At 53.2% G+C, this 15,627-nt stretch carries 9 protein-coding genes; 4 read left to right on the forward strand and 5 right to left on the reverse strand.

Annotated elements, in window-relative coordinates; all coding sequences use genetic code 11:
- Positions 1-204: 204 nt before the first annotated feature.
- The 3 genes from HMPREF6485_RS02530 to HMPREF6485_RS14320 form a co-directional block, all read right to left on the reverse strand.
- Positions 205-2,715, reverse strand: a complete 2,511-nt coding sequence (locus HMPREF6485_RS02530; protein WP_004344442.1) for a zinc-dependent metalloprotease — start codon at positions 2,713-2,715, stop codon at positions 205-207.
- A gap of 330 nt (positions 2,716-3,045) precedes the next feature.
- Positions 3,046-5,118, reverse strand: a complete 2,073-nt coding sequence (locus tag HMPREF6485_RS02535) for a TonB-dependent receptor (RefSeq protein ID WP_004344443.1) — start codon at positions 5,116-5,118, stop codon at positions 3,046-3,048.
- Positions 5,119-6,549: 1,431 nt separating this feature from the next.
- Entirely contained in the window at positions 6,550-6,714 is a 165-nt protein-coding gene (locus tag HMPREF6485_RS14320; RefSeq protein ID WP_248622216.1) for a hypothetical protein, read from the reverse strand.
- A 37-nt stretch (positions 6,715-6,751) separates the two neighbouring features.
- Here HMPREF6485_RS14320 and HMPREF6485_RS02540 point away from each other — a divergent pair, with 37 nt between their 5' ends.
- From HMPREF6485_RS02540 to dprA, 4 genes are all read left to right on the forward strand, one after another.
- Positions 6,752-9,418 (forward strand): ATP-binding protein, encoded by a 2,667-nt coding sequence (locus HMPREF6485_RS02540; protein WP_248622218.1) that lies wholly within the window; start codon positions 6,752-6,754, stop codon positions 9,416-9,418.
- Positions 9,419-9,531: 113 nt separating this feature from the next.
- Positions 9,532-10,830, forward strand: coding sequence for a DUF2851 family protein (locus HMPREF6485_RS02545; RefSeq protein WP_211205714.1), 1,299 nt, complete (start codon positions 9,532-9,534; stop codon positions 10,828-10,830).
- A gap of 68 nt (positions 10,831-10,898) precedes the next feature.
- Positions 10,899-11,309, forward strand: coding sequence for an acyl-CoA thioesterase (locus HMPREF6485_RS02550; RefSeq protein WP_004344452.1), 411 nt, complete (start codon positions 10,899-10,901; stop codon positions 11,307-11,309).
- Positions 11,310-11,455: 146 nt separating this feature from the next.
- Complete coding sequence (gene dprA, locus HMPREF6485_RS02555) at positions 11,456-12,583, forward strand: DNA-processing protein DprA (protein ID WP_004344453.1); 1,128 nt, start codon at positions 11,456-11,458, stop codon at positions 12,581-12,583.
- 63 nt (positions 12,584-12,646) lie between these two features.
- Here the strand turns inward: dprA and dusB are convergent, their stop codons facing one another.
- Positions 12,647-13,612, reverse strand: coding sequence for a tRNA dihydrouridine synthase DusB (gene dusB / locus HMPREF6485_RS02560; protein ID WP_004344454.1), 966 nt, complete (start codon positions 13,610-13,612; stop codon positions 12,647-12,649).
- Positions 13,613-13,768: 156 nt separating this feature from the next.
- Positions 13,769-15,454: a glycoside hydrolase family 43 protein gene (locus HMPREF6485_RS02565; protein WP_004344455.1), complete on the reverse strand. Its 1,686-nt coding sequence runs from the start codon at positions 15,452-15,454 to the stop codon at positions 13,769-13,771.
- Positions 15,455-15,627: the final 173 nt, after the last annotated feature.

Raw genomic sequence — 15,627 nt, forward strand, 5'->3', positions numbered from 1 at the left:
ACACACCCTCTTCTTTTTACCTTAGAATTTAAAATACACGCTTCGGACAGGCATAAAGTCCTGCCCCCACCTTTCACTTTTCACTCTTTCACCTTCAAAACAGCACTAAGTTTTCATTAACACCCACCATCTGACACCTATCACCTGCCACTTGTTCAGCCCCCCAACCCCCTAACTTAGGGGGCTTAGGAGGCTGGGCGTAGATTACTTGCCCCCTTTCACCGTCACTCTCTCTTCCTTGATGAGTTTGATTTGGCGCAGCAGGTCGGCATAGTGCAACTTGTCGATGCCGGAAGCTGTGGCAGCCTGCGCCTTGCAGAAGCGTTCCACACGGTCGAGGTGTTGCTCCACATAGAGTTGTACGTCGGAATTGTTGGCCCGGGCGTTGATGCCGGCCTTGTCTTTCTCGGTGGGATTGAGCAGACTATTGATGTTTTCAAGATAGGCACGTTCGAGTGTGCGGCGGGTCTTGTCTTTGACGGGCGAGGCTCCCGTGAGAGGCCGCCAAACGGTGGCGAACACATCAGCGAGGTAGTCGGGCAACCGGTAAGCCTGTTGCGACGAGAACGAGTCGTCATAGATAGTGCCCAGCATGGCCGGTGTCATCATCACTTTCAGCACTCTCGTCTGCTGGGAAGAGATGTCCCCGGCCACATCGGTGCCCGTGATGTCAACGATGTTTTGCGGGTAGAGCCAGAGTGGAGCGTCGAACAGCTGACGACCGAAATAGGCCACGGCCTCACGCTGACGAGAGGCCGGTGCCACCTCGTAGGGCTTGCGCCCGGGCATGTTGTTGAGGTAGCGGCCACCAATATTCTTCATCACGTGGTTGTTGTAGCGGTTGAACTGGCCTTTTGCACTCTTCCACATCTCCTGAAGGTCATCGTGGCGGTCGTTGGTCTGGCGTGTCCACTTGGGCAGACCGGCCACCACACGCTTCAGGTTTTTGATGCCATAGTCGCTTGCCTTCACATTGTCGTCTCCCAAGTCTTCAGTCTGGGCGCGCGGGTCTTCATTCCTGCCCTCGCCTCCAAACCACAGGCGGGGATTGGCGGCAAGCACCTTGGTGGTTTCGGTCATGAGCTGCTCCTTCTCCTCAAACTCGTCCTTGAACTCCGGACGGTATTGGTAGCCCCACTTGATGGCCCACTTGTCGTAGTCGCCGATGCGGGGGAAAAGGCCCCGTTCGCCGATACCATCTTCGGGCTGGGCCACATAGTTGAACCGGGCATAGTCCATGATAGAGGCCGTGTGGCCGTGGGCTTCCACCCAAGCCTTGTCACGCAACTTCTCCACGGGCGTGGCGTGGCTGGCCCCCATGTTGTGGCGCAAGCCGAGCGTGTGTCCCACCTCGTGGGAAGAGACGAAGCGGATGAGCTGTCCCATGAGTTCGTCATCGAACTTCATGGTGCGGGCGCGCTTGTCGAGAGGCCCGCACTGGGTCATATACCACTTGGTGAGCAGGTTCATCACATTATGATACCAGCAGATGTGGCTCTCGATGATTTCACCGCTACGCGGATCCACGACACGCGGGCCGTAGGCATTTTCGGTCTCGGATGGCAGATAGCGCAGCACACAGTAGCGCGCGTCGTCCACACTCATGTCGGGGTCGTCGGGCCACTCCTTGGCAATGATGGCATTTTTGAACCCCGCAGCCTCGAAAGCCACGTTCCAGTCGTTGATGCCGGCCATGAGGTATTTCACCCATTTTCGCGGTGTGGCAGGGTCGATGTAGTAGACGATGGGCTTCACCGGCTCCACAAGTTCACCGCGCCGATACCTCTTGAGGTCTTTAGGCACAAGACGGTAGCGGGAGACAAACTGCTCGCGGTCGGTCTTATGCTGGTCGTCGCTGAAGAGCGTAAAGCGGTTGGTGAAGTAGCCTATGCGCTCGTCCCAAAGGCGTTTTCGCATGGGCTCCTTGGGCAGAAGCACGATGGAGGTGTTCAGCCCCAGCGTCACCTGCCCCGTCATCGACGCACGGGTCTTAGATGTGGAGGTGGCGTAGGTGCGGGTAGTGGCTATCTCGATATTGAGAGGATAGACCTTCATCGTGTCGATGAAGGTGCGGTCGGCCTGCAGTCCGCCAAGTTTGAGGTTTTTCTGTTGCGAGGAACCAATGCTCGTCACATTGTTGTCTTTGATGAAGAGGGGTGTCACTTCGATGAGCCGGGCATCTTTCTTCTTATTGCGGCCTATCACCTTGAATGCGGCCACAATGGGGTCGGTGGTCGAAGCTTTCAGTGTTTGGGCTATCCGGTCTTTGTCGGAGGCTGTCTGTGTGAGCACGTATGCACGCAGCAGCAGGGTTTTCTCATCGCGCAGTTCCCAGTAGAGTGCTTCCTCGTTGACCTCTTCGCCGGCAAACTTACCGAAGTCTTGGGGCACGGAATTGAAGCGCGTCACGGCCAGCATCATACGGTCGAGCAACGTATCGGGCACTTCAAAATACCATTTGTCCTCGATGTGGCGCACGGTGAACAGACCTTTCTGCACCGAACCGCCCTTCTTGATGAGCTCTTCGTAGGCCGGCAATTTCTTTTTCTTCTCGTCTTTCAGGCTGCCTTTTTTGTCTTTGGGGCCGTGCGGGTGGTCTTTTTGCTCCTGCCGTGTGGTGTCGTTGTCTTGTGGAAGATAGCCGACAGCCCCGGCCGTGCTTGCACTCAATGCCAGCATCAAGATGCCGGCGGTCAGTTTTCTGTTGATTATCATTGTGTTGTATTCGCTGATTAAAAATGCAAAGATAGGAAAAAAGGATGTAATCTGTGCAGGAAACTGATTTATTAATGGGAATAATTAGGAGTTAAAGGGAGATGTTTTAGGAGTTAAAGGGAGATGTTTTAGGAGTTAAAGGGAGTTAAGGAGTCAAAGGGAGTTAAGACAACAGTGAAAAGGAGAAAGGAGGAGTCAAAGGGAAATCAGGAGGCTGCTTCCTCTTATCCATCAACAGACTCAAGGAATAAGGCTGTTGTCTTAACTCCCTTTAACTCCTTAACTCCCTTTAACTCCTAAAACATCTCCCTTTAACTCCTAATTATTCCCTCACAACTTCACAGCGAGTCCTGCCACAATCCACGTACCGGGCTGTGGCACATTGCCCACATCTACATAGTTGCGGTGGAACAGGTTGTTGCCCTCCACGTAGGCTGTCCATGCAGCTTGCGTCCAAGTGAGCTTGGCATCAAGCACGCCGTAGGATCCGTAGCGGTGGACAGCTCCGGAAAGGTCGGTGTAACTGCCCATGCGATGCTGAAAACGATAGTTGGCAGCGAGGTCTAAATGGCTCCACAAATGGAAGCGCGCATCGGCCACAAACTTGTTTTTGAGGTATTCCAGCGCGTAGAGACTGCGGATGCCGGCATGTTCCTCCTCGCTCTGGTTGATGTAGCAATAGCTCATGCCGAGACTCTTCAGCACCCGCTGGGCCGGCAACAGTCTGTCGAAATCAAGACGGAGAGCGGCCTCGAAGCCCGTGGCGTTGATGGCTCCGAAGTTGACCGACTTCCACAGCAGACTGCCGTCGGCATCGGTGGTGCCGTCACTGATCCAGTCGATGAGATTCTTGTGGTGGTTGTGAAACACGCTCGCACTGCCGCTGATGCCCCGCCCGGCGTTGTATTTCAATCCGCCTTCCACGGCCGAAAGTTCTTCGGGCTTGAGGTTGGGGTCGGCCTTGTGACCGCCCTTGCTGTAATACAACTCCGTGACCGAAGGCATACGGAGCGACGAGTTGTAGGAGGCATAGACCTTCCAACCGCCTCCGAGAAGATAGCTCGCATCGATGCCGGGATAGACGCGCATGTTCATCGCCGCCCAACTGTTCTTCACGGCCACGATGCCGGCCGAGAGGGTGAAGCGCCGGAGCAGAATGTTGTGCTCGGCGACAAACTGCACATTGGTGCGGTTGACACCCTTCTTGTAATACAGGTCGGTGCCGCTGATGTGCCGCGGTGTGGGGAGCGTTTCGCCGAGATTGGTGCTCACGAGGTCTTCGTTGCGCAGTTCGGCCCCGAAGGCTGTGCGCCCGAGAGCCCAGTCGAAGTAGGCGTTGAGGTTCACGCCGAAGACATCGGTGCGGTGATAGTTGAAGGGATACTTGTCGGGCCGGTCGCGGAAGAGTTCGAAGCGGTCGTAGTTGTGGTTCCAGTAGATGGCGGGGCGGAAGTGGACGGCCCCTTTCCGGGTCTCTGCCTGCAAGGCCGTGTAGGTCTTGAAGGTGTGTTCGAACTGGTCGTCCCACTTGGGACCGTAGAATGTGCTCGACCCGAAGTCTTTCACCGAGAGCCCGGCATGCCAGCGCAGGGCGACGGCCTCGTCGGCGTAGCGGCCTTCATAGAAGGCCTTGCCGCCGCTGTAGTCGGTGTTCAGCCGGCCGGCCTTGTTGCGCGTGTAGCCGTCGCTGCGGGTATAGCTGCCCGAGAGCCTGCTGCTCCACGGGCCGCAGACATAGCTGCTGCCTGCCCCGACCGAAAGATAGCCGAAGCTGCCGCCCTCGACATGGGCATTCAAGCCCGTGCGCTGTGGTGTTTTGGTGACAATGTTGATAGCTCCGAGGAGAGATGAAGTTCCATATACACGCGCGGCAGGCCCTTCCAGAACTTCGATGCGTTCGATGTCGCTGATGTCTACAGGATAATCGAAAGCGTTGTGGCCTGTCTGCGGATCACAAAGGTTGATGCCGTTGAGCAGCACGGTGATTTGTTCATGGTTGCCTCCGCGTACGCTTACGTCGGTCTGCGCGCCTATCGGCCCTCGCTGGCGCACATCGACGCCCACGGCATACTTCAACAAATCGTTTACACTTTGCACCGATGCCGCCTGAATGTCTTCCCGGCTCAGTACAGTTACCATTCTCGCTTGCTGACTGCGTGTCAGCGGCGCCCTCGTCCCGGTCACGCTGACCTCGTCGAGTGTCTCCCTGTAGCTGATGGCGGAGTCGGCGGTCACCTTGTCCACGTCGACGCTCACGCCTTCGGCCTTGGCATAGGTCAGCGTGGCAATGCTCAACGTACCGATGATCACCTCCCTGCCCAAGCATGAGAAGAGAGCGTAGCCCTTGTTCGAGAAGTGTTTGAACTTGAAGCTACTGCGCTTGTTGAAAATTGTTTTGTACATAAAGTTGTTTAAAAATCGCGCTTTGCACTATCGCAAAACGCCTGCAAAGGTACGATATTTTTCGGAACCGTCTATATTTGACAAGAAAAACAAATATATGTAAACGGAAGTTAAGGAGGATGTGCCCTCGCAAGAGATGGGACAGCGGCAAATAATATCAACAAAAACACCTCCGCAAAAATTCTCCAACCAGAACGGCAAGCCGGCTTCAATCCACCGGAAAAGCCCCCTGCTCTTCTCATCCGGACTCTTCAAGCTTGCAAAAGAGCCACATTTGAGAGCCGGAAAAGCCACAGTTGGCGTGCAACTGTGACCCTTTTGCAAGCCCGGTTGGGCCTTTTCAAACCAGTTTTCGGGCCCAATTACGCGTCAATAAAATTCAAACCACTGATAGTCAACACTTTAAAAGCATCGCCAAAAATCGCGCATTTGCGACAAACGGGGCGTTCGTCGCGAATATCGCAATATGAGAGACCGAAAATGAATAAATAGTTTAACAATTATACTCCGGGCCGTCCCTGCCAAACATCGGCTCATGCCATTTTTACAAAAGGAAAAAAATAGGGACGAAAGGCAGCACACAACGGTTTTTGCCTTTCGCCCTCATCATCATTTCTGTTATCCCATTCAGTTATCATCTGTTTATACGGTCTTTCATGTTCTTTCGTTTCTTCTGATGTCTTTAGCTCTTTTTCCTACTTCCGGACACGCCCGGCAATCACTGCCGGAAAACGAATCGGGATTTCTAAAGCCGGAGAAAAGGCCTGTGGGGGCAACGATGATAGAAAACTTTTTCACAACCATTTCGCATGAGGTGACTGTTTTCTACATTTCGTCATTATGACAAACGGCATCGTACGACTACAAATGCACATTACCTAACAGTATGCCCCTTTGGCCTTCCGCTTCTTCCTGCTTTACAACTTCGAGTCTGTTATTTTCGTCTTGAACATATCTTGTAATATCGTTTTCGTTTCTGTTCGGTGCAAAGTTACGGAACAAATCGGAGTTCTCACTTATCAATATTCTTCAAAATGCTATTAATTTTTCGTCAAAGCGACTTTCGATATCAGTCATTTTTCATCACAAGAAACATATAAAACACTGATAAAAAGAAAGTTACAGCTTATCAAAACACACAAAACGGCATTGCAAAATTTCACATACACCCACTCCCGACACCACCTTTTTAAGAACATTTCACATCGATTTATAGAAAAAATACAGCCGTTTGTTTGGAAAATTACACACAGTTTATTACCTTTGCATGAGATAGACTGGGTCCGACATGTTGTGAACGAGCTCTAATTGTCCCCGTTTGCACGACCTTACATTAACATATAACGAAGACCGACTCCATAAGAAAAAAGCGATTCGTCGCTTAAAAACTCAAAGCAAAGGACACCCCCGGAATCTATAAACCAAACAATTTCAGATGACCGTTCTGACGACGACTTTTAAAAAACTCATAGCCCGACCAACGACAGAGTTGGGACTGTTGCTCTTGACGCTGACCGCTTTCTTTGCCTGCGGGAAGAGGGACACCCGTTTCAGTCCGGAAAAACGCAGAATCACCGACAGCATCATTTCTTCCATTGGCACAGAGGACTCCTTGGCGCAGATCCAAAAGACAATGGAACAGCGAGGCGACAGGCTGGGGAGCATCGTTGCCCTGCGCGAACTGGGGAGGCGGATGCGCAACCAGAGTCGGTTTGACAAAGCACTGAAATATCATTTCAACGGGCTGAAACAGGCTGAAAACGTGCATGACACGCTCGAAATCGTGAAGGCACTGAACAACATAGGCACTGACTACCGCCGGTTGGGCGTGCTCGATGTGGCGACCGACTACCATTACCGGGCACTGACGATGAGCCAAGAGCACAACGACACATCCTCGCAGGCCCAGAGAAACCGAGTGGTCTCGCTCAACGGACTGGGTAACATCTACCTGACGATGGGCAATCTTGAACGGGCCGACAGTGTGCTGCGCATCGCACTGGCAGGAGAGAAAAAACAGCACAGTGACTTGGGACAGGCCATCAACTATGCCAACTTGGGCAGCATATTCCGCCAAAAGGGGAAAACGGACTCGGCATGGGTCTACTACCGGCGGGCGATGGTGTTTAACCAAAAAGCCCATTCCGAACTGGGGATGGCTCTCTGCCACACTTACCTCGGCTCACTGTATGAAGATGAACAAGAGTATGAAAATGCCATCGTGGAATACAACATCGCCTACGAATCGATGAAGCAACAGAAAGACGAATGGCACGAACTCGTCACGATGCTTGCCATGGCACGCATACAGGAGAAAATGGGCAATACGGAAATGGCACTATCCATACTCGAAGAGGCCTTGTCCAAAGCCCGGGACATCAAATCGGTGGAATATCAGGCCGAGATATTCGAACTCTATTACTTCATTTACAAAAGAAAAGGCGACTTCAGGCTGGCCTTGTTCTACCACGAGAAGGCCGCAGTGCTGCAAGACAGCGTGATGGACATCAAGAAGGTAAACCAGATTCAAAATATCAGTCTGGGCATTGAGCGCAACAGACAAATGAAGAAGGTGAACGAAGCCAAACAGAAATATGAGGCCGAGCGTGCCAGCAAGCGGGTGTTCTTCCTCGTATTTGCACTCATCATCGTGATATTCGTGGTGGGACTGGCACAGATGTACTACATGATGCGTATAAAGACTCGCAACCAACGGGCCATGCAACGGTTGAGCAGTATGCGTGAAACGTTTTTCACCAACATCACCCATGAGTTTCGCACACCCCTCACCGTGATACTCGGACTGTGCAGAAACCTCCAACAGACGGCTCCGGATGATCAAACACGCGGCATAGGAAAAACGATCGAGCACCACGGCAACAACTTGCTTACACTCATCAACCAACTGCTGGAAATATCGAAAGTGAAGTCGGTCGTGGGCGAACCCGACTGGCGACACGGCAACCTGACAGCTCATATCGCAACGATCGTAGATGGCTACAGACAATTTGCACACGAAAAACTCATCGAACTGAATTTCATCGCACAAGGACCGATGGAGATGGATTTCGTGCCCGACTATATCAATAAGGTGGTGGGCAACCTGCTATCCAACGCTCTCAAATTCACTCCCGAGCATGGGCGTATAGAAGTGACAGCTAAAGTAGAGAAAGGCCAAGCCGTGATGAGTGTGAGCGACACGGGACCGGGGATGGACGAAGAGAACACACGACGGCTTTTCGAACCTTTCTTCCAAGTGAATAACGACAGCAAACACCTCGGAACAGGAGTAGGACTGGCACTTGTAAGACAACTCGTGGACTCCATCAACGGCAACATCAGTGTGGAAAGCGTACCGGGAAAAGGTTCGCGCTTTATCGTCACCATGCCGATGAAACATGGCGACGGCAAGTGGAAAACCACCGGAGATGTCTGTCCGCAGAAGGTTGCCGAACCGTATAAAAGTTCTGAACTGAAAGACAGTGACAATACAGATGAAGGGCGCACACGCATACTCATCGTTGAAGACAACCGGGATGTGGCTGCCTATACGGGCAGCCTGCTATCCGACCGTTATGACCTTTTCTATGCCGCCAACGGCAAACTGGGAGTAAAGAAGGCAGAAAGCATCGTGCCGGACCTTATCATCACCGACCTGATGATGCCCGAGATGGACGGTCTGGAACTCTGCCGGCACGTGCGCAAAACGGAACTTATCAGCCACGTGCCTATCATCGTGATCACCGCCAAGACTTCTGAAGCCGACCGCATCAAGGGACTCGAAGCCGGTGCCGATGCCTACCTCGACAAGCCCTTCAACAGCGATGAACTGTGCGTGAGGGTGGAAAAGCTGCTCGAACAGCGCCAACTGTTGCGCGAAAAGTTCCAAAAGACTCTTATAGAAGGAAAGGAGGAGGATGTTCAGTGCAGCGATGCCGACCAACGGTTTTTGAGCAAAGTGGTGGACAGCGTGTTCACTCTGATGGACCGCAAACAGGTAGACGTACACAACGTGGCATCACAACTCTGCATGAGTCACCAACAACTGTATCGCAAAATCGTATCGCTCACAGGGGTAACACCCGCCACCTACATCATGCAGCTGCGCATGAAACGCGCCCGTCTGCTTCTGGAAAACCATCCCGAGATGAATATCTTTGAGGTGGCCACGAGCTGCGGATTTGACGAGCCCAGCAATTTCACCCGTAATTTCAGAAAGATATATGGTGTGCCGCCCACCCAATATGTGAAACGGGGAGCCCCCGATTGCAGTGCGGAAGAAAACAACGGAAAAGAATAGCCATATAAAAAGATATCACAGGAATATACTAATGGGAAAAAATCGACCGAAAGATGCTGTCTTTCGGCTTTTTCTTTGTAATTTTGTCTGCCGATACTAAGACAAGAAAACGCATGGAACTATTGCTGCACTACTGCTGGAAACACAAGATATTCCCACTATCACCCCTCACCACCACCGACGGACACGCTGTGGAAGTGCTCGATCCGGGGCTGCACAACACCAATGCCGGCCCCGACTTTTTCAATGCAAAAGTCAAAATCAACGACACCGTGTGGGTGGGAAACGTGGAGATTCACGACCGTGCAAGCGACTGGTTTGCCCACGGACACGACCACGACGGGCATTACGACAACGTGGTGCTACATGTGGCGGGAGAGATTGATGCCGATGTGCGCACGAGCAAGGGAGATTTTGTGCCGCAGATGCGCCTCGAAGTTCCGCCACACGTGAAGGCCCACTACAGCGAACTGCTTGCTGCCGACGCCTACCCGCCTTGTCACGCGGTGATACCTTCGCTCACACGACTGATGATGCACTCGTGGATGAGTGCCCTACAGACGGAGCGACTGGAGCTGAAGACCGAGGCCATAAACCGGCGCGTGTCGCAATGTGACGGCGACTGGGAGGCGGCTTACTTCGTGACTATGGCCCGTAACTATGGGTTCGGTATCAACGGAGACGCTTTTGAGCAGTGGGCTCTCAGCATTCCGCTGCACGCTGCCGACCACCATCGGGATGATCTTTTCCAGACGGAAGCCATCTTCATGGGCCAAGCGGGACTGCTCGATCCCGAGACCATTCCTGCCCACTGCCGGCAAGACGCGCTGGAGGAAGGCTATTTTAACCGTCTTCGCAGCGAATATGAGTATCTGGCCCACAAGTTTTCGCTTCGCCCCATCGACCCGTCATTGTGGCGATTCCTGCGACTGCGGCCACAAAACTTTCCGCATGTGCGCATATCGCAGTTGGCCAACCTCTACTACAAGCACCGCACAAGGCTCAGACTGTTGCTCGAAGCCGACACGGTGAAGGCTGCCGAGGAAGTGCTCCGCACATCCGTCACACCTTATTGGGAGACGCACTACACCTTCGGTTCGACCAGCACCCACAATGAGAAGAATCTCTCACGGCAATCGCTCAACCTGCTGCTCATCAACACGGCCATACCCATGCTGTTTGCTTACGGCCGCTATAAATCGGACGAAAGACTTTGCAACCGTGCATTCGACTTTCTCGAACAGCTCAAGGCTGAAAACAACCACATCGTCAGAATGTGGCAGCAGTGCGGACTTGTCGTGGAAACGGCCGGCGACTCGCAGGCACTCATACAACTGAAAAAGGAATACTGCGACCGCCGTGAGTGCCTGCGATGCCGGATAGGCTACGAATATATGCGCGCTACGCCATAAACAGGGCGCACAACTGACACAACACATACACCAAACAATAACTAAACACATTTTTAATTAGAACAATTATGAGTAAGTACATCTTTGAAACCCGCATGGAAGTGCGTGACTACGAGTGTGACATCCAAGGCATCGTGAACAATGCCAACTATCTGCACTACACGGAACATACGCGCCATCTCTTTCTACAAAGCACGGGACTGAGTTTCGCCGAGATGCATCAGCGCGGCGTTGATGCCGTGGTAGCCCGTATGAGCCTGCAATACAAGACACCGCTACGTTGTGATGACGAGTTTATCTCGCGCCTGTGGATGGAGAAACAGGGACTGCGCTACGTTTTCCATCAAGACATCTTCCGGGCTTCCGATGAGAAAATCTCGTTCCGGGCCACCGTAGAATTGGTGTGTCTCATCAATGGCCGATTGGCCAACAGTGACGAATACGACCGCGCTTTTGCTCCCTACATCGGGGAAAAGTAAAAGCAGGAAAAGGCAGAAATGTAAAAGAACAAAGGGAAGAATATTTCTCATTCTCTTCCCATCCTTTACCTTTCTGCCTTCTCGTGCAACGTTTCCACCACGCTCCTATATTCCCGATTCTCCACCTTTCAATCACAACATAGCCCTTGGATCAACAGGAAATCATCAACACCATCGCCCTGACGCGCATCAACTACTTCACGCTTGCCGGGCTGCTCGAACTCTACCGTTTGCTCGGGTCGGCCACGGAAGTGATAACCCACCGCCACAACATTCGTGACATACTGCCCGATGCCGGCGACCGGCTCATCGACTCGCTGGCCCGTCTCGACGAACCGCTGAAACGGGCTGAGGCGGAACTGGCCTACGACCTTGAGCACCACATCCAGCCGCTGACGCTCAACGACCCACGTTATCCGCAACGCCTGAAGGAGTGTCCCGATGCACCGCTCATACTTTTCTACCTCGGCAACACCGACCTCAACCCTAAGCGGGTGATCAACATCGTGGGAACACGCCACTGCACGACCTACGGACAAGACCTCATACGCCGTTTCGTGACCGACCTGCGGGCACTTTGCCCCGAGGTGCTCATCATAAGCGGGTTGGCCTACGGCGTAGACATCAACGCACACAGGCAGGCTCTGACCAATGGATTTCCTACTGTGGGGGTACTGGCCCACGGCCTTGATGACCTCTATCCACCACGCCATCGGCAGACGGCCATAGAGATGGTGAGTCACGGAGGTCTTGTTACCGAGTTTCTCACCCAGACCAACGCCGACAAAGTGAACTTCGTGCGGCGCAACCGTATCGTAGCAGGTATGTCAGATGCCTGCATTCTCGTGGAAAGTGCCGCCCGTGGCGGCGGCCTCATCACCACCGGCATCTCACAAAGCTACGGCCGCGATGTGTTTGCCTTTCCCGGAGCGGTGGGTGCCCCCTACTCTGCAGGCTGCAACAACCTCATCCGCGACAATGGTGCAGCCCTCATCACATCGGCCGAAGACTTCGTTAAGGCGATGGGATGGCAGACTGATGCCGCCATTCAAAAGGCCCATCGCAAAGGCATCGAACGCCAGCTATTCCCCTCTCTCTCGCCAGAGGAACAAGCGGTGGTAGATGTATTGCAACGCAATAACGACCTGCAAATCAACATGCTCAGTGTACAGTCGGGGCTAACTATCAGTCGACTGACCGCCCTTCTCTTCCAATTAGAAATGAAAGGCGTGATAAAGCCTTTGGCCGGCGGAATGTATCATCTGCTGATGTAAGGAATCGGGTAGGTATAAAACACTCTTCAAAACACAAACATTCTTTTTCCAACCCAAGCCCGTTTACTCCCTTCGGTCTTTCACAGAAGGGTCGGGGGTGAGATTTTTCAATATCCCCATCAACTCCTCCACCGTCGTAGCCCGTAGCATGGCAATACGCGTCTGTCGGAAATTGGGAATACCCTTGAATATCGGACTGGCCGCCAAGTGGCGGCGTGTGTGCAGAATGCCCCGATATTCGCCAATGCGCTCCACATTGATGCGCAGTTGCTCCTCAAGCACTCCTATTTTTTCTTCATACGTCAGCGGCTGCTCCGAGAACAGCCACGGCTGTCCGAATGTCGCCCGTCCGATCATCACGGCATCCACTCCATAGCGGTCGAACGCCTCGTGGGCCTCGGCAATGGAGCCAATATCACCATTGCCGATGATCGGAATATGGATGCGCGGATTGTTTTTCACCTCGCCTATGAGCGACCAGTCGGCTTCTCCCGTGTACATCTGACTGCGTGTGCGCCCATGAATGGTGAGTGCTTGGATGCCGCAGTCTTGCAGTTGTTCAGCCAGTTCGGAGATGATGAGATTGTTGCTGTCCCAACCCAGCCGGGTCTTCACCGTCACGGGCACCTTCACCGCCTTTACCACTTCGCGCGTAATGTCAAGCATCAGCGGAACGTTTTTCAGCATTCCGGCTCCGGCCCCTTTCCCGGCCACTTTCTTCACCGGGCAACCGAAATTGATATCTATGACATCCGGACGCGCCTGTTCCACAATACGGGCAGCCTCTACCATATCTTCCACCGTGCGCCCGTATATCTGTATGCCCACGGGCCGCTCCTCATCGCTGATGGTGAGCTTCGACACCGTCGACTTGATGGAACGCACGAGTGCCTCTGCCGACACAAATTCCGTGTACACCATTGCCGCCCCGAAACGCTTGCAAAGCATCCGGAAACCGATATCCGTCACATCTTCCATCGGAGCGAGGAACAACGGACGGGAGCCAAATTCTATATTGCCTATCTTCATTTGGCTGCAAAATTACAAAGAAAAAAGGAATTTTTAAAGATTCAAAAGGGAATCTAAAAGTTTAAAAGGAAAAAATATCTGATAGCTGTATCGGTCAAGAAAAGGTTTATGCTCTATGTATATTCCTTTCTTTGACCGATACAGCTATTCTTGTTTTTAAGAGCCTTTAGCCGTAGCGTATAATCCGATGCAGGCTCCGATGAATCCGCCGCTCCTGTGAGTACTCAGATTGACGGCATCGACACCGCGGGCGAGCAACTGCCACGGACCGTCGGCCACGGCATAATAGAAGTCGTAGTAGCGACCGTGACCGTCTATTTTCAGTCGCAAGGGCTTGTCGGCGTCGGCCTCGTCGAGAAAAGCTGAAGCGATGATGGCATTCACACGCTCGGAACGTGTGAGCACCACAGCGAGACGCCCGTTGAGTCGAGTCTTGCCCATCACAAAATTATATTCCTCGTTCTGCAAGAGCGCGAGTCCGGCCAACTGCTTGTCGCTGGCAGGGTGAAAAGCTACACGGGTCTCGGCCGAAAACACGGTGTGCTGCTGGCGACAGAACACGGCTGAGAGAGGCTCACGCTGCGAGATGTCTGCGGGCAGGGCATTGATAGTCAACCCATCGGCTCCGAGACTGTAAAACTGCGACGGATTGCGGAGAAACATCCAACGCCCGTCCAGTCTGTCTCCGGCAAAACGGTCGGTATAGGCAAAATTACCCGTGGTTGCGACCGCTCCGACCGGCACGGCCTTTTGCATTTTCTGCTGCCACGGCTTCATCGCGAGCACCGTGGGCACAGCTTTCTCCTTATCCAAAATCACGGGCCACCCATTCTTCCACGCCACGGGCAGCAGATAGGTGTCGCGCCCGGTGTTGTAGTAGTCAGCTTCGTAGGGTCGGCAACCGAGGAACACGGCCCACCAGTCACCCTCTTTCGACTGCACGAGGTCGGCATGTCCCGTGCTCGTCACAATGTCGGGCCGGTTGGGGTCAAGTCCTGTGCGCTGCGTGAGTATCGGGTTGTCAGGGTTCTCCTCCCACGGCCCCATGGGGCTCTTGCTCCGGAAAATCACTTCACTGTGCCAATCGCCCGTACCACCTTCGGCACACATGAGATAATAGTATTTGCCGATGCGGTAGAGATGAGGGCCTTCAATCCAGATGGGGCGTTTCTCCACATGCGTGCCTCCACGCACAATCTGCTTGTAGTCGCCGACGATGCTGTCGCCCTCGGTGTCAAAACGGAAAATGCGGATGGCCCGCTGGCCCTCATAGTCGGCCCCACCGTCAACGGGCGCATTGTGCACGATGTATCCCGCGCCGTCCTTGTCGAAGAAAAACGACGGGTCGATGCCGTCTATCTTGCGCAGGTATATCGGTTCGCTCCAACCCTTGGCAGGGTCTTTCGACTTCACATAGAAGTTGCCTGCCCCCACGTTGGTGGTAATCATGTAGAACGTCTTGTTCTTGGGGTTGTAGCTGATGGCCGGGGCGAAGATGCCCCCACTCACTTTCTGCCGGGCCAAGGGCACTTGCGAGGGACGGTCAAGCACATGACCTGCGGGTGTCCAGTGTACAAGGTCTTTGCTCGTGGAGAGCGGCACACCGGGGAAAAAGGAAAACGAGGAGTTGACCATATAATAGGTATCCCCCACCCTGCATATCGACGGGTCGGGATAAAAACCGGCCAGAATGGGGTTGAAAAATTCGCGTCCGGCATCTATCTGTTTCCGGAAACGCGGTTCGTCGCCTTGATAGCTGAAATAACTGAAAGTGGCCTGCTGTGCCCGCGGAGCGAGCGAAACCAACAGCAGCGCAGCACCTAAGAGAGTCTTCTTGTTCATGATATATCGTTATTTTTCCATTGATATTTCCGTGGACAAAGGTAGAACAAATCCCCTCAAAACTCCCTCTCATTTGTTTCATAAAACTTCGTGTATCTATCATTTTGGGCAGCCTTGGCAAAAAGCTGTCTTAAAAATGCAGCAATCGGCTCATTTCCGAACAAAACAAGCAC

The sequence above is a fragment of the Segatella buccae ATCC 33574 genome (assembly GCF_000184945.1).
GTDB classification, from domain to species: Bacteria; Bacteroidota; Bacteroidia; order Bacteroidales; family Bacteroidaceae; genus Prevotella; species Prevotella buccae.